Source organism: Microbacterium invictum, assembly GCF_034421375.1.
Lineage (GTDB): Bacteria > Actinomycetota > Actinomycetes > Actinomycetales > Microbacteriaceae > Microbacterium > Microbacterium invictum_A.
Genome location: NZ_CP139779.1, coordinates 959381 through 980644 on the forward strand (window position 1 = coordinate 959381; position 21264 = coordinate 980644).

The window sequence follows — 21264 nt, forward strand, 5'->3', positions numbered from 1 at the left end:
CTCACACGCTCGCTCCGGCGCCCGAGCTCCCCGGCCCCGAGCTCCCCGGCGCCGCCGTGCTCGCCGCACCGGCCCACGCGGGGAGGGGCGGCCTGGGCGGGATGATCTGCCGCGCAGCCCCGGCGTCGACCGTCGGCAGCGTCATCACGAAGAGGGCGCCGCCGCCGGCGGCATCCTCCACCCTCACCCGACCGCCGTGGGCCCGAGCGATCACCTGGACGATGTTCAGGCCGAGTCCGCTCCCGGCCCGTTCGGCCGAGGCCGCACCGCGGTGGAACCGGTCGAACACGACTGACTTCTCATCGTCGGGGACGCCGGGGCCGAAGTCCCGCACCGAGATCTCCAGCTGATCGCCCAGGCGCCTGCTCGAGAGCACCAGCCGGCCGCCGCCGTGGGTGACCGCGTTCTGCGCGAGCTGGAGCACGGCCTGCGTCACCCGGGCGGCGTCGAGCGGAGCGACCACCTCGGCGAACCCCGCGGTCTCGACCGTCGCCCCCGCGATCCCTTCGGCCTTGCGCGCGATCTGGTGCATCAGGTCGGCGGCGTCGAGGGGCACCGGCTTCACCGGCGCCGGGCCGTGGAGGGCCGCCGTCGCCGCGAGATCCTGCACGAGCCTGCTCATCCGCTCGAGTTCGTCGACGGCGAGGTCGCGGGTCTCGCGCACATCCGTCGGACTGTCGGGGTCGACCACCTCGAGGTATCCGCGGACGATCGTGATCGGCGTCTTCAACTCATGCCCCACGTCGCTGAGCAACCGACGCTGCGAGTCGAGGGCCTGGTCGAGCCGGTCGAGCATGTCGTTCATGGTCCGTGCGAGCTCCGAGACGTCATCGCGCCCCGACACCGGCAGCCGCTCCGACAGCGACTGGGCCGAAACCCGCTCCGCCGTCTCGCGCATCTGGCGGAGCGGGCGCAGGAGGCGACCGGTGACGAGGGCGGCGACGGCACCGATGACGACGAGCGTGATCGTGCTGGCGATGATCCACACCCGTGCGGCCGCGTCGATCTCGGCGAGCTCGGCATCCAGGTCGTAGGCGATGACGAACACCGCCTCTTCTGCGTCGCCCGCCACCGCGCCGCCGTCCACCGCCACGGCGATCGGCGTCGCGAGGAACCGCCAGGTCACTCCGTCCTCGGCGTAGGTGCCGATGTAGGGCGAGCCGTTCGCTGTCACGTCGTTCACATGGGCGACGAATCCCGCGGCATCCCGCAGGTCGACATCCATCGGCACCCCCGGCACGAGTCGGGGTTCACCCGCGACGAGGCCCATCACGCCGGTGTTGTCATCGGGGGCCGCGCGCTGCACGACCGCGGCGAGGGCGTTCTCGGTCGACGCCCAGGTGGCGGTGTCGGCATCGCCCTGCTCGACGAGGAACCGGGCCGCTTCGAGGTTGGCGTTCAGCAGGTCGTCGACCTGGCGGAGGATGCGCCCGCGCTCCTCGAGGTACACCGCGGCTCCCACGACGACCATCCCGAGCCCTGCGACGAGGGTGATGACGAGGATGATCCGCGCCCGCACCGACATCACGGGTCGCCGACGGCGGGGCGCGCGCGGGTCGGTGGTCACCCCTCCAGTATCGAGGGGCGCGCCGCGCCGGCGCCGAAGCCTAAGAGAGGTCTCATGACCGGGCCGCGGCATCCGTGTTGGAATCGAAGGATGACCCTCTCCATCGCCGCCGGCGAGGTCGAGCTGCTCCGCGATGCGCTCGACCTCGCCGCCGACGTTCCCGTGGCGCTCCTCAGCCGCGAGCCGTTCGGCGACGGGGCGATCGCGGGGTTCGAGGTCACCCCGCCGGATGCCGCGCCCCTTACCTACTTCGTCGACACGTCGGGCAGGGTCGTGGCGGAGGAGACGGGGATGCTGCTGGGCAGCCCCGCGGCTCCCGAATGCCGGATCTGGGTGCACCCCGCCGACCCCTACCTGCCGGCACTCGCGCCGGCCGCGTTCTCGCAGGCGGCCGAGACCCTGCTCGCCCGCCTCGGCGTCAGCGCCACCGCGCCACCGCGCATCGTCGGCTACCGCGCGGGGCGTCGCGCCGTGCTGCGGATCGACGTGGCGGGCGGTGTGCGCTGGATCAAAGTCGTCCCGCCTCAGCGCGTCGACCGCATCGTCGGCACGCACCGTCGGCTCGCGGACGCGGGCATCCCGATGGCCGACCTCGTCGGCTGGTCGTCGGACGGCCTCATCGTGCTCGATCAGGCGCGCGGGACGGGGGCACCGGATGTCGTGTGGCGACCGTCCGCTCTACTCGACGCCGTCGACGGGCTGCGCGCGGCGCTCGCGGTGGTGGAGGTCGAGCATCCGGCGCGCGTCGGGCTCGCAGAGCGGCGCGACTGGTACGCCGCGCGATTCCGCGAGGCGACCGGGGCCGACCCGGTCGGGCGCGTCGCCGCCGTGTTCGACGAAGTGGCGAAGGCGTGGCGCGACGACGAACCTCGCGCCACGATCCACGGCGACCTGCACTTCGGCCAGCTGTTCCTCGACGACGCCGGCCGGATCTCGGGCCTCATCGACGTCGACACCACCGGTCGAGGGGATCCCGACGACGATGCTGCCGCGTTCATCGCGCACGCCGTCGCGAGCGCGTACCTCACCCCCGAAGACCGCGATGCGCGCGTCTGGGAGCTCGCGCGCGGCGCGCTCTCCCGATGGGGGAGCGCGCCGGTGCGGGCGCGGGCGGCGACCCTGCTGCTGGGGCAGGTGCTCGGGGCGCAGGAGCGCGGGAACCCAGAGTGCGCCGACGACCTTCTCACCCTCGCCGAGGCGGCGCTCGACCCGGCGATCGAGGTGGGACGACCCGATGCGAGCGACCCTCGGAGAACGTAAGAGCTGTCTCATGAACCCCTTGGAATCGGCTTAGTCCCGCCCGCCATTGTGGAATCACCGCCGGGGCCGACCCCCCGGAGCCCCGGCGGACAGACGAAGGAGATCGACAGATGAACGACAAGAAGAAGTGGCTCACCTACGGCATCGCCGGCGCCCTGGGTCTCACCCTCGTCGGCGGCGCAGCCGCCGCGACGGCCGCCTCGATGAACCTCCAGTCCACCGACGGCACCTCGGTGCCCGGTGGCGCGATCGTCGGCCCGGGCGGGTCGGTGCTCGACCGCACCGGCGTGCAGATGAGCGTCACCGACACCTCGGCCACCGTGGTCTCGGCGACCTCGCCGACTCCGTCGCCGACGGCCGACATCCCGTCGCCCGCGAGCCCGGCGGCCCCCGCCAGCTCGGTCTCGGTGGTGAGCGCCCCCACCCCGGTGCCCCCGCCCGCCCCGGCCCCCGCTCCGGCGGCCCCGGCACCGGCCCCCGCCGACTCGCCCGCGTCGGCTCCGTCGGCGGGCTCCGTGGCCTCGGCGAACAGCTGATCCCAGCCCCCGCAAAGCAGAGGGGATGACCGCGAGGTCATCCCCTCTGCGCATGGGTGCGCGCGGCCCCCACGCCCGCGCCCCTACCGGCCCCCGCGCCCACACCCATACGCGCCCCCCACGCCGCGCCCCGCCTCATCCCTCTCTCCCGTTCATTCGTCGCAGATGCACGGCAACCGGGCCGTTTCGCGTACATCTGCGACGAACGAACGATCGCGGCGCGGCCGGGCGGCGCAACACTGCGGCGCGGCGGGGCGGGGCAATATCGCGGCCCGGCCGGGCGGCGCTACACCACGGCGCGGCGGCGCGTTACGTTCTCGTTGCGACTCGCGAACGTTCCGCGCCATCCGGCGGGTGCCGACGTAATGTGAAGCATGGTGTCACTATCCGCTTCCGGAACCGTCGTCGCCGTCGTGGGCTCCGCCTCGGAAGAGGCGCTGCAGGTTCTCAGCAGCGTCCCGGGCGTGGAGACCCTCAGCCTGCAGGGGAGCGAGCCCGCCCTCGGCGCGCGGCGCATCGCCGCGGCATCCGCTCCTCTGGTGGTCCATGATGCCGACCCGCTCGCGCATGTCGCAGCCGCCTGGGTCGAACTGTTCGAGGCGCGCTCGACCCTCGGGGTGCTCGAGGTCGAGGTCGAGACGGCGCTCGCGCAGTTCGAGGACGGCGCGGCGATCATGCCCGACTACTACATCGTGCTCGACCCCGCCGAGGCCGATGACACGTGGCGGCACTGGTGGTGCGGCGCGCTCGGCTACCGCGCTCCGCGGCGGGTGCTCCCGGCCGCGTCGCCGACATCGCCGAGGGATGCCGCGCTGCGGCGTCTTCTCGCGGCTCTGCCGTCGTCGCGGCCGTGGCCCGAGCCCGAGAGCTGGCTGCCGCGTCTCGCGTTCGACATCCCCGACCGGGTCGGGGTGCGCGACACCGGGCTCTGACCCTCGGTCGGCCCCGTTCCTCGTGCACAACCGCGGGGATCGCCGCCGACACCCCGACCCGGTCCGCCGCTTCGCGGCGTGTCGCCGGTGAGCCCCGCCGTTGTGCACGCGGGAGGGGGATGCGGGGCTGCGGACGCGTCCCTCAGGCCGGAGCTAGTCAGTCCACGACACCCAGCGGCCGGAGGAGAAGGGTCGAGTCTCGGGCCGGAGGCCGGATCATCGCCCGGACGCCGGCATCATCGCCGTATCGCGCCCGGAAGGCCGCGTCGACGTCGCCGGGCGGCTCGGAGGCGGGCGTGACGGCGACCCCGATGCGCCGACCGCCCACGTCGATCTCCGCGCGTCCAGACCGAAGCGCACCCCGGTACCAGGCGCCGTCGGCACCGCGGAGCGACCGGACGAGCTCAGCGTCGCCGACCCGGACGTGACCGATCGTCGCGAACCGCCCGACGGAGCCGTCGCTGCGCGCGGCCGCGATGCGGATCAGCGGAGCTCGGTCCAGTGCCCGGCGCTCATCGGGTTCCCACGCGCGGACGCCGGCCTCGTCGCCCACGGGATCTGCGCCCCTCACAGGTACTCGCCGTAGAACCGCACCAAGCGATCCACCGCGGCGTCGACGTACTCGGGCACGTCGTACATGTCGTAGTGCCCTGCCCCTGCGACGACCATCAGATCCACGGGATTCGGGGCGAGCTTCAGCAGCTCCATCCCCGCTTCGAACTGACGGGTGTTGCCGCGCCTCCCGCCGACGATCACCTGGAGCGGCTGGGTCAGGAGCGGGTCGACGAGGTGGAAGGCGTCGAAACCTAGCAGCAGCGAGTCGCTCCGGGTCAGGCGCCTGTTCGTCGAGCGTTCGTGGCGCCCGCGTTCGGTGCGGTAGAAGGTGATCGCCTGGGTCGTATCGATGTCGGTCGCGCCCACCATCGCGGCGTCCTCGAGCGTGTCGGGCAGCCAGTTCACCCGGTGGAGATCGCTCGTCCGGTTCTCCTCGAGCCGATCGCTCGCGAGGGTATCGAGGTCGCCGATGGCACCGCTCCGCTGCATCGCCCGCCACGACGTGCCCATGTTCCCCGCGACCACTGTGCCGAGTGCTCTGATGCGATGATCGGTGCGCGCGGTGTAGACGGCGTAGCCGCCGCCCGCGCAGATCCCCAGCGCGCCCAGGCGCGATTCATCGGTCTCGGGGATGCCGGCGAGTGCGTCGATGACGAAGGAGATGTCCTCGCTGCGCTGGTACGGGTCCTCCAGGTCGCGGAGGTCACCGCCGCTCGCACCCTGGTGGGCTGGATCGAAGGTGATCGCGGCGAACCCGCGGGAAGCCAGGCGGGAGGCGTAGTTGGCGCCGATCTGCTCTTTCACGCTGCTGCCGGGCGTGGACAGGACGACGGTCGGAAGGGGAGGTGCGGCATGGGCGATGTCGTCGGGAAGGTGGAGGTCGGCCGCGAGTTCGATCGGACCGCGCGGGATCGTGAGGTGTCTGAGCATCGACGCGTCACCGTTCTCCTAGGATTCGAGGTGCTGCACCCCGAAAGATGGTACAGCTTCAAACTAGTACGAGACTGTACCACCTTGGAGGCGCCGTGGTCACCGATGCAGCGCAGCTGTGGAAGCTGAATCACCGCCTCCTCACCCTCGTGCTGAACGGCTGCAGCGCGCGCTTCGCCGCGCTCGGCATCGAGCCGAAGGAGTTCTTCGTCCTCGCCGAGGTTGCGACCTCGCCCTACCCGGCGGAGTTGGCGACGGTGCTGGCCACTCCGAAGGCGAGCGTCACGGTGTACGTCCGCAACCTCGTCGCCAAGGGGCTGATCACCCGTGAGATCGACGCCGGCGACCTCCGCAGGCATCGCCTCCTCCTCACGCCGGCAGGTGAGGCGACGCGGGATGCGGGGTCGGAGGCGCTCGCCGCGGAGTTCGAGACCCGGCTCGGCGCGCTGAGCGCCGCGCAGCGAGACCAGCTCGAAGCCCTTCTGCAGCTCGTTCTCTCCGCGGATGCCGCTGCGGCACCCTAGCGCGGATCAGTCGCCGGGAACTGCGGCAGGGCTGCGTCGAGCTCGGCGAGCCAGGCGGCCGCGTTGCCGTCGGACGGCGCACGCCAGTCGCCGCGGGGGGAGAGCGAGCCGGCGGGGGAAACCTTGGGTCCGTTCGGAATCGCCGATCGCTTGAACTGCGCGAAGGCGAAGTAGCGCTGCAGGAAGTTCCGCAGCCAGCGCACGATCTCGGGCAATTCGTAGGCGTAGCGGTCGTCGGCGGGGAAGCCGGGGGGCCACGCCCCGGCATCCGGATCCGCCCACGCTCGCTCGGCGAGGAACGCGATCTTCGACGGCCGCAGGCCGTACCGCAGCACGTGGAAGAGCGTGAAGTCGTTCAGGGCGTAGGGCCCGATCTTGCTCTCGGTCGACTGAATCTCGCCGTCCTCACCCGCCGGCACCAGTTCGGGGCTGATCTCGGTGTCGAGCACCGACTGCAGCACCTCGACCGCCCGGTCGGACAGCTCGGTCGACCCGCCCTCTGTCGCCGGCCTGGAGATCACCCAGCGGATGAGGTGCTGGATGAGGGTCTTCGGCACGCCGGCGTTGACGGCGTAGTGGCTCATCTGGTCGCCCACGCCGTAGGTCGCCCACCCCAGCGCCAGCTCGGATAGGTCGGAGGTGCCGATGACGATGCCGCCGTTCTGGTTCGCCAGGCGGAAGAGGAAGTCGGTGCGGATGCCTGCTTGCACGTTCTCGAAGGTCACGTCGTAGACCGGCTCGCCGCCCGAGAACGGGTGATCGATGCCCTTCAGGAGCTCAGTCGCCGCCGGCCGGATGTCGATCGTCTCGATCGAGGCGCCGATCGCCTCGGCGAGCGCGATGGCGTTGGATTTCGTGTGATCGGAGGTCGCGAAGCCCGGCATCGTATAGGCGAGGATGTCGCTGCGCGGGCGTCCCATCCGATCCATCGCCCGTGCCACGACGAGGAGCGCGTGCGTGGAGTCGAGTCCGCCGCTCACGCCGATCACGGGCTTGGGACCGCCGATCGCGCGCAGCCGCTGCTCGAGCCCCGACACCTGGATGTTGAACGCCTCGTAGCAGTCCTGCGCGAGACGCGCCGGGTCGTCGGGCACGAAGGGGAAACGGTCGAGCACGCGCCGGAGGCCGATGTCGCGCGCCGGCGGATCGAGGCGGAAATGCACCGTGCGGAACATCGCGTCGGCGTGCAGGGTGCGGCGATTGTCGTCGAAGGTGCCCTGGCGCATCCGGTCCTGGCGGAGCCGGTCGAGATCGATGTCGGCGACCGCGTGACGGGGCCCGTCCGGGAAGCGCTCGGTCTCAGCGAGGAGGTTGCCGCCCTCGTAGATCATCGTCTGCCCGTCCCAGGACAGGTCGTTGGTCGACTCGCCGAGCCCCGCCGCGGCGTAGACGTATCCCGCGAGGCAGCGCAGCGACTGCGACTGGCAGAGGTCCTTCCGATCCTCGGCGCGCGCGATGGTGATGGGACTCCCCGAGAGATTGAGCAGCAGGGTGGCTCCCGCGAGCGCTGCCGAGGAGGACGGCGGAATCGGAACCCACACGTCTTCGCAGACCTCGGCGTGGATCACGAGGTCGGGCACGTCGAGCGCTTCGAACAGCAGATCGGGTCCGAAGGGGGCCTGGAGCGAGCCGACCTGGATGTCCTCGCCGCGCTGGTCGTCGCCGGGCGCGAACCAGCGTCGTTCGTAGAACTCGCGATAGGTCGGGAGGTACGACTTGGGAGCGACCCCGAGCAGCTCGCCGCGGTGAATGACGACCGCGCAGTTGTAGAGCCGGTTCCGGTGGCGAAGCGGCGCGCCGACGACGAGCACCGGCATGAGATCTTCGGAGGCGACGACGAGTCGCTCGACTGCGGCGACGACGCCGTCGAGCACCGCGTCCTGGAGAACGAGATCGTCGATGGCGTAGCCGGTGAGGCAGAGCTCGGGGAAGACAGCGACGGCGACCGCGTCGGCGTCGAGTTCGTGCGCGGTCGAAAGCACGGCGGAGGCATTGGCCGCCGGATCGGCGATCGCCACGGGGATGGTGCAGGCCGCGACGCGGGCGAAGCCGTGACGGTAGGCGCTCTCGAACGGCAGGCTCATGGCTTCAGTCTGGCAGGCGGGGTCTCCCAACGCCCTGTGCTGTTATTCGCGGGGCGGTGCGGGGCGGTGTGTGCGGGGGTCGATGCGGTACTCCGCGCCCGACGCGAACCCGCTCAGATCGACGGGCACGATGTCGACGCCGCGGTCGGTCACCGTCTTGGCGCGCTCCAGCACCCTCTCCTGGATCCTGTCCGTGTCGAGCTGTTGACCGCCGTCGAGTCGGACGGACTGATGAGATCCCACGACCGTCCCGTCTTCGTCGTACACGGCGAAGTCCTGACTGTCGAGGACCGTGGCCCGGTCTGCCGCCCGCGCGTCGAGATCGTGGATGAGCCCGAACGCCGACACGCTCTGCGGGCCGTCGGCCTGCAGCTGGAAGGTGAGGTGATCGGTGTCGAGCCAGACGAAACTGTCGGTGTCCTTGTTCGGGAGGGGGATGCCGTACGGTCCGGTCGGTGTGTTGATCGTTTCGATGTATGCGTAGGCGTACTGCCGGCGGAAGCTCTGGAATCGCTCACCGTCTTGGAGGGCGTAGGAACTCAGCTGGACATGGGCGAGGATCGAGCGGTGCGCGAAGGAGGCCTCGTGCGTCGCCCAGCCCAAACTCCCCTTCCGCACCATCCATGCGCTGTAGAACGGGTGTGCCATCGAACTCCCCCTTCGGTACGCCGCTTCGCGGCCGATCGGCGGTGAAGGACCGCCCAGAGGAGTGAGCGACGAAGGACCCGCCTGATACGCGGCCAGCATGAGGACATCTCTTGTCGAGGTGACTATGGCGAAATCATTGAACCTTTCGGTTCAGTATGCGACACTGAACAAAAGGGTTCACTTTTGGGGGTTCTTATGGCTCGGTCGACTCGGTGGATGCTCACCGGCGCGGTGATCGCACCGCTCTTCTATGTGGCGCTGTGGGCGGCACAGGCGTTCACGCGTGAAGGGTTCCGGCCCACTTTCCATCCGCTCAGCCTTCTGAGTCTCGGTGACGCGGGGTGGGTGCAGGTTCTGAACTTCGTGATCACCGGCTTGCTCCTGGTCGGGGGCAGCGTCGGCCTGCGGCGAGCGCTGCCCGCAGGTCATCTGGCGCGTGGGGCGAGTGTCCTCGTCGCTCTGATGGGAGTGGGGCTGGTCGTCGCTGGGCTGTTCCCCACCGACGCGGGGGCGGGCTTCCCTGCGGGGGCTCCGGAAGGCGCGCCGTCGATGAGCTGGCACGGGATCGTTCACGAAGTCGGCTTCGTGCTCACGCAGCTCGCCTTCCTGGCTGCCGCCATCGTGCTGGCGGTGTACTTCGCGCGGAGTGAGCGCCGCGGGCTGATGGTGACATCCATCGCAGCGGCTCTGGTCGCCTTGTGTGTCGTCGCGATCGGCGACCCCGAGACGATGGCGATCCGGCTCCTCGTCAGCGCAGCAGTCGAGCTCGCCCTCATCTCTGTCCTGGCTCTCGGGTGCCTCCTCGCCCCGACTCGCGAGGAAGCGGCGTACGATGAACCGCATGGTTCACCAATTGGCTCTCGATCGCACGTTCGCGGCACTCGCTGACGCGAAACGTCGTGACATCCTTCAGCGACTCGGCGACGGCCCCGTGCCGGTGTCGACGCTTGCGGAGTCGGCCGGGATGACGGTGACGGGCATGGCCAAGCACATCCGCGTGCTCGAGGAGGCGGGTCTGGTCGCGACCGAGAAGGTCGGGAGAACGCGGCAGTGTCGGCTGGGAGAGGACCGATTGGAAGACGTCATGGCATGGATCAGCTACTACCAGCGTCTCTGGGAGCGTCGACTCGACGGTCTCGATGCGTACTTCACCCTCCGAAAGGGATCATCGACATGACCGACTCCACAACACCACTGGAGCTCCGCCTCTCCCGGCTGTTGCCTGCCACCCCCGAGGAGGTGTTCGACGCATACACGGACGCGGAGAAGCAGAAGATCTGGTTCGGCATCCTCGATCCTGATCCCGGGATCGTCGAGATCGAGGTCGACCTCCGAGTCGGGGGCACACAGACCACCGTGTGGGGCCCCGACGCCGACACCCTTTTCCGGGAAACCCTGACGTTTCTCGAGATCGACCGTCCTCACCGCCTCGTCACCGAGTCGACCGGCCACAGTCCGGACGGGATGACGATGACCACGCTCATCACGATCACCTTCGAGTCCGAGGGGGACGCCACGAGGATGACCGTCGTGCAGAGCGGCTTCCCCGCCGCAGAGGTTCGCGACTTCTTCGTCGACGAGGTGTGGAACGGGGCGCTCGCGCGAATCACCGCTTATCTGACGCGCCCAATAGCCACCGACGAATGATGAACGGGTGGGCGAAGCCGGGTCTCTTGATCACGCCTGAACCCAGTGACGCACCTTCTCGTCGCGCTCGACGAGGAACCGATCGTCCTCCGGGTAGAACACGGCCACGTCGATGTCCGCGCCGGCGAACCCCTGAATGGCCTCCAGGCTCCTCCAGCGAGACACGGTGACGATCTCGGTGAGGCCGTCGCCGAGGTCGCGGGTGAGTATCCACGCGTCGAGGTTTCCGGGTGTCGCGCGATACTCCGACATGCCGGTGCGTTCGACGTAGGCGACGTACTCGGCGATGCGCTCCGTGCGGACGGCGCCCCGCCACATCCGGACGACGGGTCTTGTCTCCACGAAGGTCACACCTTCCTGGTTCCGACGGTCTCACCGAACAGCTCGCCGGTCTTCTCGAAACCCACGCGCAGATAGAACTGTTCCGGCCCGTCGGGAGCCGGATCCCAGAGCACGGTGATCTGGTCGTAGCCGCGGCGGCGCGCGTCGGCCGCGACGGCCTCGACGGCGAAGCGGCCGACGCCGCGACCCTTCGCCTCGTCGGCGACGTTGAGACGCCAGATTCCGCCGCGGAAGGCCGCGATTTCATTCTCGGGATCCCAATTGGCCATCACGAACCCGACGACGGTGTCGCCGTCCAGGATCACGCGCGGCCACGCCGTCGGGGTGACATACGCCTCGGCGATGGAGTAGACGACGGGCGCGACGAACGCCTTCTCGCCCACCGCCGGCGGGATCCGCACCGCCGCTCCGAGGTTGTCCGCGTCGAGTTCGGCCAATCGAAGAGAGCTCATGCCCGAGGGTAGGGGAGGGTTGCGACACGGCGACATCGGTGACATCAGCGACATCGGTGCGGGCGCGGGGTCCGTTCAGTCGGGACGGGACAGTCCGACGCGGATGGCCTGCCGGATCCGCCAGATCGGGAAGCCGCTGATCTGCTCGATCAGGTCGACGTCGAATCCGTGCACGAAATACGCCTCGCGGACGGCCCGGATGCGGGTGGGGGTGTCGGCGAACGCCAAGGCGAACTCCGTGGCGTAGCGTTCCCACACGCTGATCTCGTACTGCGGTGCGGTCACGTCCGCTCTCACCTCGATTCGGATCAGGTCGCGGAAAGCGAGGGCGACCTGGTCGGATCCTAGGACGGCCGCGTTACAGCCAAGCGACGCGCAGATTCCGTTGTCGGGTCGGGCCGCCGCGGAAACCCTGAACCGCGCCGGCGCTACGGAAGGCCGAGCTCGCGCCTCGCCCTCTGCAGCGCCGCTTCGTAGGCATCCTTCTTCTCTCGGCCCCCTTGCCGCTCGCGGTTGACGAGGTACTCCTGGAAGACCGTTTCGTTCGTCTCGGCCTCCGATCGGCGTTTCAGCGCATCGTCGAGCATCGCGTCGAATTGCTCGGCGCGGCCGAGCGCGGCGACCGCGTCGACGGTCGCCCCGACCGCGCTCCGCGTCTGGGCGCCCGCGGCCAGCGCCCGTGTCGACCTGCGATAGCTGAGCCACGCGACGATGAGCGCACCGACCCCCGTCAGTGCTCCCACGAGCGAGCCGATACTCGAGATCCAGTCGGTCACCGAAGGCATGGCGCAACGATAATCGGCAGGTGGCCCTCGTACACGCTCTGCGCCTGTTAGCGTGAGCGAGTCCGGGAGAGGAGACGCGATGTTCGACGCGGTGACCTCCTTCTTCCAGGTGCTTGTGACGCTGTCGGGCGTGATCGCGCTGAGTCCCTCCGACTCCGCGGCCGTTTGGATTCTCGTCGCCGCTTCGGCTCTGCTCGTCGCCCTGCTGCTGACGACCGCGTCGCTGCCGGCCGGGGGCGCAACGCGCGCCAGCGCGGCACGCGCCATCGACGTCTCCGTCTCGGTGGCGCAGAGCGATCCGGATGCCGCGGGGCACACCCGTTCGCGCGCTCCGGGCGCCGCGGCTCCGGCCGCGTAGCACGCGACGTCCTCCGCCCGCGCTCGCGGGCCGTTCCGTCGTCGATGTCCCTCGCGGCCGTTCCGCGACCCCTCCCCATCGACGAACGGACGACACCGTGGACCTCTTTGCCTTTCCTCCTCTCGCGGCGACCCTCGACGCTGCCTATGCAGTGCTCATGGGACTCGCTGACCTCCTGCACCCCGTCGCCGGCGCGGCATCCGCTGCTCTCGCCGTCGTCGTGCTGACCCTGGCGGTGCGCACGATCCTCATTCCCACCAGCATCGCGCAGGCGCGGGCCGAACAGACGCGCGCCCGGCTGGCCCCGAAGCTGCAGGCGCTCCAGCGGCGCTATAAGAACGACCGGGAGCGGATGTCGCGCGAGACCATGAAGCTCTACGCCGACGAGAAGGCCTCGCCTTTCGCCGGCTGTGCGCCTTTGCTCGTGCAGGCTCCCGTCGTCGGCGTGGTGTACGCGCTCTTCCTGTACCCGGTGATCGCCGGGCACCCGAATGCTCTTCTGACCCAGCAGCTCTTCGGCGTGCCGCTCGGAACGAGCCTCGCAGGATCGATCGTCGGCGGCACGGTCACGGCGCCTGCCGCGCTCGTCTTCGGCGTCGTGCTCGTGCTGATCCTCGCCGTCGCCGAGGTCACGCGCCGGCTCTTCCGACCCGAGGTCACGGCTGCGGAGGGTGTCCCCGGCACCGAGGCGATCATCCGAATGGCTGGGTTCTTGCAGTTCGGAACCGCCGTGGTCGCGCTTTTCGTCCCCCTCGCCGCCGCGCTCTACCTCCTCATCACCGTCGCGTGGACGCTGGTGCAGCGGCTCGTGCTGCGACGGAGGTTCCCGATCGAGCGAAGGGGTCGGGGCCGCGCCTCGCGCTGATGATCGCGCCGATCGTTCACGGCGAGAGTGGCGTATGACGGACTCGGGCGAGCCCGAAAGGCGCGAGTTATTTGGTGCCCGTCACAGCTGCGACGAGGTCGTCGATAGCTGACTGGTCGAGGGGATGTCGACTCATCACCCTGACAAGCACGGCACCGACGATCATGTCCGCGAGAGTATCGATCGGCGTGTCCAGTCGGAGGTTTGGTGCCTCCCCGACGGCGGCAGTCAGGCGCTCGATGAGGGATTCCGTGGGTGCCAGCACCTCACGCAGATGAGAAGCGATCTCGGCGTTCTGGGTGGCGGCGGTGATGATCGACGTCATGACGCCTGCGCGCTGCGGATCTTCGAGCAACCCTGCGAGCCCCTGGAGCCAGGAGTGGAGATCCGCTGTGATCGAGCCAGTGTGAGGAACCACGAGGTGATCGGAAAGAAGGAGACCCTCGACAAGGGCTTCCGCGACGACCGCGCTGCGGGATGACCACCACCGATAGATGGTCTGCTTCGCAACGCCCGCGCGGACGGCGATGCCCTCGATGGTGAGGTGGTCGTATCCGACCTCGTTCACCAGCTCGGAGGTTGCGCGTAGTACCGCCTGCCGCGCCGCCTCGCTGCGTACCGGTCCATTGCGAGGAAGGGGCATCGGAACTCCAACTAGACGAGACGTTGCGTATAGTCTAAGCGGGCCCGGCTTCGAACCGTGCCGCCGCCCCTGCTGAATCGGAGACCGCACCGTGTCTGAGTTCCTGCATCGTCTCGGCAGTGGGGCGGCGCGTCGCCCGTGGCTCGTCATCTTCGTGTGGGTGACGTTGTTGATCGTCGGCGTGAGCGGCTTCGCAGTGGGATTCAAAGGGGTCTCCACCAGCTTCGACATCCCTGGGACTGCAGCCGGGGAGGTCGTCGAGGAACTCCAGGAACGCCTGCCGGAGTTCAGCGGCGGTTCAGGCCTCGTGGTCTACCGAACCGACGACGGCTCGCCGTTCACGGAGGAGCAGCAGGAGGCGATCGCGGCGCTCGCCGACTCGGCGCGGGGCCTGCGGGACGTGTCCGACGTCGTCGATCCGTTCGCGGCCCAGCAGCAATTGGCTGACCAGACGCAGCAGCTCGACGACGGTCGCGCCCAACTCGATGCCGCGCGCGCGCAGACGGAGCAGGGGCAGGCGCAGCTCGATGCGGCACTCGCCGATATCGAGGCGGCACAGACCCAGCTCGACGCCGCCCGCTCCCAGATCGAGTCCGCCCCTTCGCCGGAAGATGCTCGCCAAGCGCAACTGACGCAATTGGACAACCAGCAGTCGCAGCTCGACGCGGCGCGCGCCAAGCTTGATGCCCAGCAGCAGCAGCTCAGTGAGGCAGCGGCTCAGATCGAAGCGAGCACCCGTGAACTGGAATCCGGCGCCGAGTTGCTCTCCTTCGCGGATGGGGTTCGCACGGTCTCGGAGGATGGCTCGATCGCCCTCGTGGCCGTGACCTTCGACCTCCCCCGACTCGAATTGCCCGAGGAGTCGAAGCAGGCGGTGATCGCCCATTTCGAAGATGCGTCGATCGCCCGCGTCGAGGTCGCCTTCTCCTCAGACATCGCGCAGGGGATCCCGGAGATTCTGGGAATCGGAGAGGCGATCGGTGTCGTGATCGCGGCGATCGTTCTGCTCGTCGTGCTCGGGTCCGTTCTCGCAGCATCCTTCCCGCTCGTCACGGCGATCACGGGAGTGGCGATCGCTGTGCTGGGTGCCTTGTCGTTCTCCGGGGTGATCCAGATCGCATCGTTCACTCCGGTCCTTGCGATCATGCTCGGCTTGGCGGTCGGGATCGACTACAGCCTCTTCATCCTCTACCGACACCGCACACAGCTGATCGGGGGCGCGGGGGTGGCGGAATCCATCGCGCTCGCCAATGGGACTGCGGGGAACGCCGTCGTGTTCGCAGGAGCGACCGTCGTGGTGGCGTTGCTGGCACTCAACGTCGTCGGCATCCCCTTCCTGGGCCTCATGGGAACCGTGGGGGCTTTCGCGATCCTGATCGCCGTGCTGATGTCGGTGACGATGACTCCCGCGCTTCTTTCCTTGGCCGGTGTCAGGGTACTGGGCAGGCGTACCCGGGCGAAGATCATCGACCGGGCCGCAGCGCCGGCCCTCACTCGTGCGGATGCCGCTCGCGCCTCGGTTCGGCAGATGTCCACCCTGCGCGCGGTCGTGACATCCTTGTTTGCTATCACGGTTCTTCTGGTCCTGGCGATACCCGCGCTGTCGATGCGTCTCGGTCTTCCTGACGGTGGCTCTGAGGCGTCGGATTCCACGGCGTACCGCGCGTTCACCTGGACACAGGAAGGATTCGGTGAGGGGGTGAACGGACCGCTTCTGGTGACCGCCGACCTCCCCGCGGGTCTGGGCGAGGATGGTGTTCAGGCGGCGCAGCTCGCGGTCGCGCGGGAACTCGCGGCTCAGGACGACGTGGTCGCCGTGGCTCCGATCGGCACCTCGACGGATTCGACCCTCACCGCTTTCCAGGTCGTGCCGGCGGAGGGACCGAACAGCGAAAGCACGGATCGCCTCGTCCGCGACCTGCGTGATCTTCCGCCGGTGAACGGCGCCATCGAGTTGGGTGTGTCGGGACAGACCGCGATCAACATCGACATCTCCGCAGGGTTGGCGCAGGCACTCCCCGGTTACCTCGTCGTGGTGGTGGGTCTGTCTTTCCTCATCATGGTGATGGTCTTCCGCTCACTCCTCGTTCCGCTGCTCGCAACGGGCGGCTTCATCCTCTCGCTCCTGGCCACGTACGGGGCACTCACCGCCGTCTTCCAGTGGGGCTGGCTCGGGTGGCTGTTCGGTGTGACCACGCCCGGACCGGTGCTGAGCTTCCTGCCCGTGATCCTGGTGGGAATCCTTTTCGGGCTGGCGATGGACTACACCCTCTTCCTGACCACGGGGATGCGCGAGGCGTTCGTTCACGGGGCTTCCGCTCGCGTGGCAGTCGCCCGCGGAGTTCGGGCCGGCAGAACGGTCGTCGTCGCCGCAGCGATCATCATGATCTCGGTCTTCGGGGGCTTCGTCTCGTCCGAGTCGATACTGGTGAAGGGCTTCGGCTTCGGTCTGGCCGTGGGTGTCCTTCTCGACGCCTTCCTTGTACGCATGCTCCTCATCCCCGCCGTCATGCACCTGCTGGGGCGTTCCGCCTGGTGGTTACCCCGCTGGCTGGATCGCATCATTCCCGACGTCGACGTCGAGGGTGCGTCCCTCGAGCGGAGACATCCCCGGACTTCGACGTCACATCCCGTCCACGAGGAGGGGCCTGTCGCCGGGGCACCGACGGTCGCGCCCTGACGCGCCGGAGCAGGCCTAGCGTGGAGGCGTGGACCACCTGACCTATGCCGAGGTTGGCGCGACGGCCGGCGAGCTGCCCGCGGGCTACCATCACACCCGCATGCGGCGGGTCGTCGGGCACGGGCGGACCGACTTCGAGCGCGCGGCCGACCTCCTCCTCGCCGGGGAGGTGCAGCGCCGAGCGGGTGCGGACGTCCGGATGTCAGAGACGCCGCTGCGTGAAGGGACACGCGTCGAGATGCGGCTGCGACTCGGCCCGTTCGTCTTCCGGATCCCGTGCCTGGTGGTGTGGGCCGAACGCACGGGCGAAGCCTGCGGGTTCGCCTACGGGACGCTGCCCGGGCACCCCGAGCGCGGCGAGGAGCGATTCGAACTCCACCTCGACCCGTCGGGCGACGTCGTCTTCACGATCGTCGCGTTCTCGCGCCCGGGTCGCTGGTTCACGCGGCTGGGCGGACCGGTGGCGCGCCGGTTCCAGGCGCACATGACGCGTCGCTATCTCGCGGCGCTCGTCAATCGGTGACGCAGTGCCGCCCCGAGCCCCTGGATGACCTGATCGAGGCCGGTCGCCGATTCGCCGTTGTCACGCGAGACGCGATAATCCATGATGAGCGGGTGAACACGACCTCTGACGCCGGCTCGCTGACGCGCCGCACTCTCCTTGCGGGCGGAGGGGTCATCGCCCTCACCGCAGTTCTCGCCTCGTGCTTCCCGGCCGGTCCGTCCCAACCATCGGCGTCGGCCTCGCCGAGCCCCTCGGCCTCGCCCGGTGGAGGCGGTACCGCAGCTCCGGCCGCCGCAGAGCTCACCGACGAGCTGATCGCGACGTTCGACGCCGCGGTCATCCAGGCGTTCGAGGACTTCGGTCTGGTCGGCGCGGCAGTGGCGCTGTTCCAGGGCGACGAGATCGTCTACAACAAGGGTTTCGGTCGGCGCGACCTGTCGACGGGTGAGAGCGTGACCCCGAACACGCGATTCCGCATCGGCTCCAACACGAAGTCCATGACGTCGCTGCTCATCGCGAAGTACGTCGATGACGGGCTCGTGACCTGGGACACGAGAATCGTCGATCTCTGGCCGGACTTCGTCGCCCCGACGCCGGAGTTGACGGAGTCGCTCACTCTTCACCGGCTTCTGGGCATGGGGTCGGGGCTGGCCGAACCCGAGACGATCGAGTTCTTCGCCTCGGGAGGCGGCGTGGACGCTGAGCAGCTCCTGCGCACCATCCCGTACCTGGAAGTCATCTCGACCACCTACGACGACACCTACGCATACAACAACACGCTGGTCGCCGCCGCGCCCTACCTCATCATGCTTGCCGATGGAACCGACCCGTCGGAGCTCGAGGAGCGCTATGCGCGGGACATCGCCGACCTCGTCTTCACGCCCATCGGCATGGATGACGCCGTCTTCGCGTCGGACCCGCGGCCGTACGGCGGCGAGTTCGCCACGGGCTATCAGCGCGATCTGGAGCAGAATGCCGAGCGCTCGCCGTTCGTCAGCATCGGCGGCTACGGGCCGGCAGGCATGGTGATGGCCAGCTCTACCGACATGGCGCGGTATCTCATCACGCAGTCGAAATCCGGGGTGGCTCCGGACGGCACCGTGGTCGCGTCGGCCGAGAACGTCGATCGCACCCATCAGCCCGGCGTCGTCGTCCCTCCTGATGCGCAGAACGCGTTGCCGTCGCTTCTGCTGGCGGACACCGCCAGCACGAACTACGCGTTGGGATGGTTCGATGAGATCTTCAACGACGGTCAGCGCATGCTGTGGCACGCGGGCGGCATCGACGGCTTCGGGTCGCTGATGGGGTTCCTTCCCGAAGAGGGGATCGGTTTCGTCGCGCTGACGAACTATGAACCGAACATCGGCGGCCTGTTCAACTTCTCGGTGCAGTCCTCATTCCTCGACATGCTGTTCGGACTCAACGCCGATCTGCCCGCCACTCTCGCCACCGTCCCTGCCACGCTGCGCGAGAGTCAGAGTGAGGTGGTCGCGTCGACCACCGCCGTCGACGAGGGAGCCACGGAGCCCTTTCTCGGTCTGTACTCCGACGGTTTCGAGCTCGCTCGCGGTGGTGAGGAGTTGGAACTGCGTCACGACATCCGACGCATGCGACTTCGTGCGACCGGTCCGGACGAATTCGTCATCATGAACGGACCGAGCGCGGTGAGCGGAAGAAGCGTCGCACTGTCGACGGATGCCGGTGGCTCGCGTCAGATGACGATCGACGGATTCCCGGCGGTGACGTGGTTGTCGGGAGACTGACCCCGCCGTGACGAAGGACTCCTCTCCCGCCGCGCACAATGGTCGGGTGCAGTACGAAATCGACGACGATCCCTCACGAATACAGCCCGATGCGGTGTGGGAGTGGCTGTCGACGGAGGCGTACTGGGGGCGCCAGCGGTCGCGCGAGGACGTGATGACCCAGATCGCCAACGCCTGGCGGGTCGTCGGGGTGTATCGCGCGGACACGGGGGCGCAGGTCGGCTTCGCGCGCGCGGTGTCGGACGGCGTCACCTTCGCCTACCTCGCGGACGTCTTCGTCATCGACGGTCACCGAGGGGACAGCCTGGGGAAGCGCATCTTGCAGCTGATGATCGAGGACGGCCCGGGACGCGACTTCCGCTGGGTGCTGTTCACGGGTGACGCCCACGGCCTCTACGAGCAGTTCGGATTCAGCGCTCCCGACGCGACCGCGATGGTGCGACCGGCGCGCTCCCCGTCCTGACGGAAGCGCGAGTAGCAGGTCACCCTCGGGGGGCCCGCTCAGACAGCGGATGCCGACGGAGAGCTGGTGATCGAGCGGGATCCACCCGCCTCTCACGTCGCGAAGACGTGCAACCCGAGATCGTCACTGAGGATCTCGCTGGCGATCCGTCCGCGGACGCTCGTTCCCTGTGCATCGAGCGGCGGACTCAGCACCGCGGCCCCCAGCATCCGTGGGGCGGCGAGCACGAGGGCCCCCGAGACGCTCGATTTGGCGGGGACGCCGACGCGTCGCATCCATGTTCCCGATCCGTCGTAGACCCCGCACGTCGCCATCACCGAGATGACGTCGCGCGCGACCGGCGCGGGGATGACGCGCTCGCCCGTCACCGGGTTCACTCCGCCGAAGGCGAGGGTCGCTCCCATCACGGCGAGGGCTTCGACGTCGACCAGCACGGCGCATGCCCGCCCGTAGGCCTCCACGGCGTCGTCGGCGCTGACGTGGAGGGCGTCCTCGGCGCGCATCAGGTGCGCAAGCGCGTGGTTGCGCTCGCCGTGCTCGCGCTCTTCTTCGGCGGTGCGTTCGTCGATCGCCAGCGACCGCCCGGCGAACGCCGAGAGCCCACGGAGGATGCGGTCGGTCCGACCCTCGACGTCGCCGCCGTCGACGAGGGAGGCGGTGAGCAGCGCGCCCGCGTTGACCATCGGGTTGGGCGGACGGCCGGTACCGCTTTCGAGCTTGATGGCGTCGAACGCTTCGCCTGTCGGCTCGATGCCGACCCGGTGCAGCGCCTCGCCGTCAGTGTCGAGGAGGGCCAAAGCGAAGAGGAAGGGCTTCACCGACGACTGCATCGTGAAGGCCATGTCGGAGTCGTCGCTGCCGCTCACGGTCCCGTCTCTCAGAGCGAGAGCGATCGCGCACCGAGCCGGGTCGGCCTCAGCGAGGCTCGGAATGCTGTCGTCGACGGTTCCGTCGGCGTGGGGGAGGAGCCGTCGGCGCAGCGCGTCGAGGTCGTACACGCTCGGGTCTGCGGTGGCGGTCATGGTTCGACCCTGTCACGGTTCGACCTGCGCCAAGACGAAACCCTGAGGGAGCTTCTCCCGGCGGCGAGGTCCCCGGTCGAGGCTGATGTCGATCGAGAATCCCACCGCGCGAAGGGCTCCCGCGACCGTTGACGTGTCGTGCAGGTAGGCGAGAAGGTCGACGTCGTGTCCGTACGCGCGGGGCCGCCTGCGCTCCCCGCTGCCCGACTGAAACCCGAGGAGTACGAGGCCACCCTCCCTGAGCACGCGACGGAACTCCCGGAAGAGATCGGCGAGGTCGGCGGGCGGAGTGTGGATGATCGAATACCAGGCGAGGATGCCGTCGAGGGCGCCGTCGGGGAGCGGGAGAGCCGAGCAGTCCGCCTCGATGAACTGCACGTCCGGGTGGGCGGCCCGGGCATGCTCCAGCATGGCGGGCGACAGGTCGACACCGACTGGGGACACCCGCGGATTCAGCGACCGAAGCAGTCCGATCAGCCTGCCCGTCCCGCAGCCGGCATCCAGAATCGTCACAGACGGCTCGCCATCGGAAAGTCTCTCCACGAAATCGACGATCATGGCCCGATCGATCTGCGGCTCGAAGCGGTCATAGGCGACGAGGCGCGCATAGGAGTCCGCGACCGTCTCATAGAGCAAGCGCGTGCGCGCGGTGAGAGCGGGATCCACCCGACGAATCTATCCAGGCGGGTGATCCCGTGCCGGC

At 69.1% G+C, this 21264-nt stretch carries 25 protein-coding genes; 13 read left to right on the forward strand and 12 right to left on the reverse strand.

Annotated features, from left to right (window positions below; all coding sequences use genetic code 11):
- Position 1 precedes the first annotated feature (1 nt).
- Positions 2-1567 carry a sensor histidine kinase gene (locus tag T9R20_RS04565; RefSeq protein ID WP_322411365.1) on the reverse strand — a complete coding sequence of 522 codons (1566 nt, stop codon included), beginning with the start codon at positions 1565-1567 and terminating at the stop codon, positions 2-4.
- Between the two features lie 90 nt (positions 1568-1657).
- Between T9R20_RS04565 and T9R20_RS04570 the strand changes: the two genes are divergently transcribed.
- The 3 genes from T9R20_RS04570 (at position 1658) to T9R20_RS04580 (ending at position 4295) form a co-directional block, all read left to right on the forward strand.
- Entirely contained in the window at positions 1658-2827 is a 1170-nt protein-coding gene (locus T9R20_RS04570) for a phosphotransferase (RefSeq protein WP_322411366.1), read from the forward strand.
- A gap of 110 nt (positions 2828-2937) precedes the next feature.
- Complete coding sequence (locus T9R20_RS04575) at positions 2938-3363, forward strand: hypothetical protein (RefSeq protein WP_322411367.1); 426 nt, start codon at positions 2938-2940, stop codon at positions 3361-3363.
- Positions 3364-3737: 374 nt separating this feature from the next.
- Positions 3738-4295: a hypothetical protein gene (locus tag T9R20_RS04580; protein ID WP_322411368.1), complete on the forward strand. Its 558-nt coding sequence runs from the start codon at positions 3738-3740 to the stop codon at positions 4293-4295.
- 157 nt (positions 4296-4452) lie between these two features.
- Here T9R20_RS04580 and T9R20_RS04585 read toward each other — a convergent pair whose 3' ends face one another.
- Positions 4453-4866, reverse strand: a complete 414-nt coding sequence (locus T9R20_RS04585) for a DUF2255 family protein (protein WP_322411369.1) — start codon at positions 4864-4866, stop codon at positions 4453-4455.
- Positions 4863-5780 carry an alpha/beta hydrolase gene (locus T9R20_RS04590; RefSeq protein ID WP_322411370.1) on the reverse strand — a complete coding sequence of 306 codons (918 nt, stop codon included), beginning with the start codon at positions 5778-5780 and terminating at the stop codon, positions 4863-4865. The genes T9R20_RS04585 and T9R20_RS04590 overlap by 4 nt, the downstream gene beginning before the upstream one ends.
- Before the next feature lie 95 nt (positions 5781-5875).
- On the opposite strand from T9R20_RS04590, the gene T9R20_RS04595 reads away from it, so the two are divergent.
- A complete protein-coding gene (locus T9R20_RS04595) occupies positions 5876-6304 on the forward strand; it encodes a MarR family winged helix-turn-helix transcriptional regulator (RefSeq protein WP_322411371.1) in 429 nt (142 codons plus the stop codon).
- Here T9R20_RS04595 and T9R20_RS04600 read toward each other — a convergent pair.
- Entirely contained in the window at positions 6301-8388 is a 2088-nt protein-coding gene (locus tag T9R20_RS04600) for an NAD(+) synthase (RefSeq protein WP_322411372.1), read from the reverse strand. The two genes, T9R20_RS04595 and T9R20_RS04600, sit on opposite strands and share 4 nt — an antisense overlap.
- A gap of 42 nt (positions 8389-8430) precedes the next feature.
- Entirely contained in the window at positions 8431-9036 is a 606-nt protein-coding gene (locus tag T9R20_RS04605) for a hypothetical protein (RefSeq protein ID WP_322411373.1), read from the reverse strand.
- Between the two features lie 216 nt (positions 9037-9252).
- Here T9R20_RS04605 and T9R20_RS04610 point away from each other — a divergent pair, with 216 nt between their 5' ends.
- The 3 genes from T9R20_RS04610 to T9R20_RS04620 are packed head-to-tail and all read left to right on the forward strand — an operon-like array spanning position 9253 to position 10683.
- Entirely contained in the window at positions 9253-9924 is a 672-nt protein-coding gene (locus T9R20_RS04610; protein WP_322411374.1) for a DUF998 domain-containing protein, read from the forward strand.
- Positions 9878-10213 carry a metalloregulator ArsR/SmtB family transcription factor gene (locus T9R20_RS04615; RefSeq protein WP_322411375.1) on the forward strand — a complete coding sequence of 112 codons (336 nt, stop codon included), beginning with the start codon at positions 9878-9880 and terminating at the stop codon, positions 10211-10213. The genes T9R20_RS04610 and T9R20_RS04615 overlap by 47 nt, the downstream gene beginning before the upstream one ends.
- On the forward strand, positions 10210-10683 hold the full coding sequence (locus tag T9R20_RS04620) for an SRPBCC domain-containing protein (RefSeq protein WP_322411376.1): 474 nt from the start codon (positions 10210-10212) through the stop codon (positions 10681-10683). The genes T9R20_RS04615 and T9R20_RS04620 overlap by 4 nt, the downstream gene beginning before the upstream one ends.
- 30 nt (positions 10684-10713) lie before the next feature.
- On the opposite strand, the gene T9R20_RS04625 is transcribed toward T9R20_RS04620, so the two are convergent.
- From T9R20_RS04625 to T9R20_RS04640, 4 genes are all read right to left on the reverse strand, one after another.
- Positions 10714-11025 carry a hypothetical protein gene (locus T9R20_RS04625; RefSeq protein WP_322411377.1) on the reverse strand — a complete coding sequence of 104 codons (312 nt, stop codon included), beginning with the start codon at positions 11023-11025 and terminating at the stop codon, positions 10714-10716.
- A 5-nt stretch (positions 11026-11030) separates the two neighbouring features.
- Positions 11031-11477, reverse strand: coding sequence for a GNAT family N-acetyltransferase (locus T9R20_RS04630; RefSeq protein ID WP_322411378.1), 447 nt, complete (start codon positions 11475-11477; stop codon positions 11031-11033).
- Between the two features lie 75 nt (positions 11478-11552).
- The gene (locus tag T9R20_RS04635; RefSeq protein WP_322411379.1) at positions 11553-11762 is read right to left on the reverse strand and encodes a hypothetical protein; all 210 of its coding nucleotides are present in this window, start codon (positions 11760-11762) and stop codon (positions 11553-11555) included.
- 143 nt (positions 11763-11905) lie between these two features.
- Positions 11906-12262, reverse strand: a complete 357-nt coding sequence (locus T9R20_RS04640) for a hypothetical protein (RefSeq protein WP_322411380.1) — start codon at positions 12260-12262, stop codon at positions 11906-11908.
- Between the two features lie 79 nt (positions 12263-12341).
- On the opposite strand from T9R20_RS04640, the gene T9R20_RS04645 reads away from it, so the two are divergent.
- Positions 12342-12620 (forward strand): DUF6412 domain-containing protein, encoded by a 279-nt coding sequence (locus T9R20_RS04645; protein WP_322411381.1) that lies wholly within the window; start codon positions 12342-12344, stop codon positions 12618-12620.
- A gap of 157 nt (positions 12621-12777) precedes the next feature.
- Positions 12778-13485 (forward strand): YidC/Oxa1 family membrane protein insertase, encoded by a 708-nt coding sequence (locus T9R20_RS04650; RefSeq protein WP_322411382.1) that lies wholly within the window; start codon positions 12778-12780, stop codon positions 13483-13485.
- Positions 13486-13552: 67 nt separating this feature from the next.
- On the opposite strand, the gene T9R20_RS04655 is transcribed toward T9R20_RS04650, so the two are convergent.
- A complete protein-coding gene (locus tag T9R20_RS04655; RefSeq protein ID WP_322411383.1) occupies positions 13553-14128 on the reverse strand; it encodes a TetR/AcrR family transcriptional regulator in 576 nt (191 codons plus the stop codon).
- Between the two features lie 91 nt (positions 14129-14219).
- Here T9R20_RS04655 and T9R20_RS04660 point away from each other — a divergent pair, with 91 nt between their 5' ends.
- From T9R20_RS04660 to T9R20_RS04675, 4 genes are all read left to right on the forward strand, one after another.
- A complete protein-coding gene (locus T9R20_RS04660) occupies positions 14220-16808 on the forward strand; it encodes an MMPL family transporter (RefSeq protein ID WP_322411384.1) in 2589 nt (862 codons plus the stop codon).
- Positions 16809-16836: 28 nt separating this feature from the next.
- Entirely contained in the window at positions 16837-17331 is a 495-nt protein-coding gene (locus T9R20_RS04665) for a DUF1990 domain-containing protein (RefSeq protein WP_322411385.1), read from the forward strand.
- Between the two features lie 92 nt (positions 17332-17423).
- Positions 17424-19076 (forward strand): serine hydrolase domain-containing protein, encoded by a 1653-nt coding sequence (locus T9R20_RS04670; RefSeq protein ID WP_322411386.1) that lies wholly within the window; start codon positions 17424-17426, stop codon positions 19074-19076.
- Between the two features lie 46 nt (positions 19077-19122).
- A complete protein-coding gene (locus tag T9R20_RS04675; protein ID WP_322411387.1) occupies positions 19123-19539 on the forward strand; it encodes a GNAT family N-acetyltransferase in 417 nt (138 codons plus the stop codon).
- Between the two features lie 92 nt (positions 19540-19631).
- On the opposite strand, the gene glsA is transcribed toward T9R20_RS04675, so the two are convergent.
- Positions 19632-20561 (reverse strand): glutaminase A, encoded by a 930-nt coding sequence (glsA, locus tag T9R20_RS04680; RefSeq protein ID WP_322411388.1) that lies wholly within the window; start codon positions 20559-20561, stop codon positions 19632-19634.
- A gap of 12 nt (positions 20562-20573) precedes the next feature.
- On the reverse strand, positions 20574-21227 hold the full coding sequence (locus T9R20_RS04685; RefSeq protein WP_322411389.1) for a class I SAM-dependent methyltransferase: 654 nt from the start codon (positions 21225-21227) through the stop codon (positions 20574-20576).
- Positions 21228-21264 lie beyond the last annotated feature (37 nt).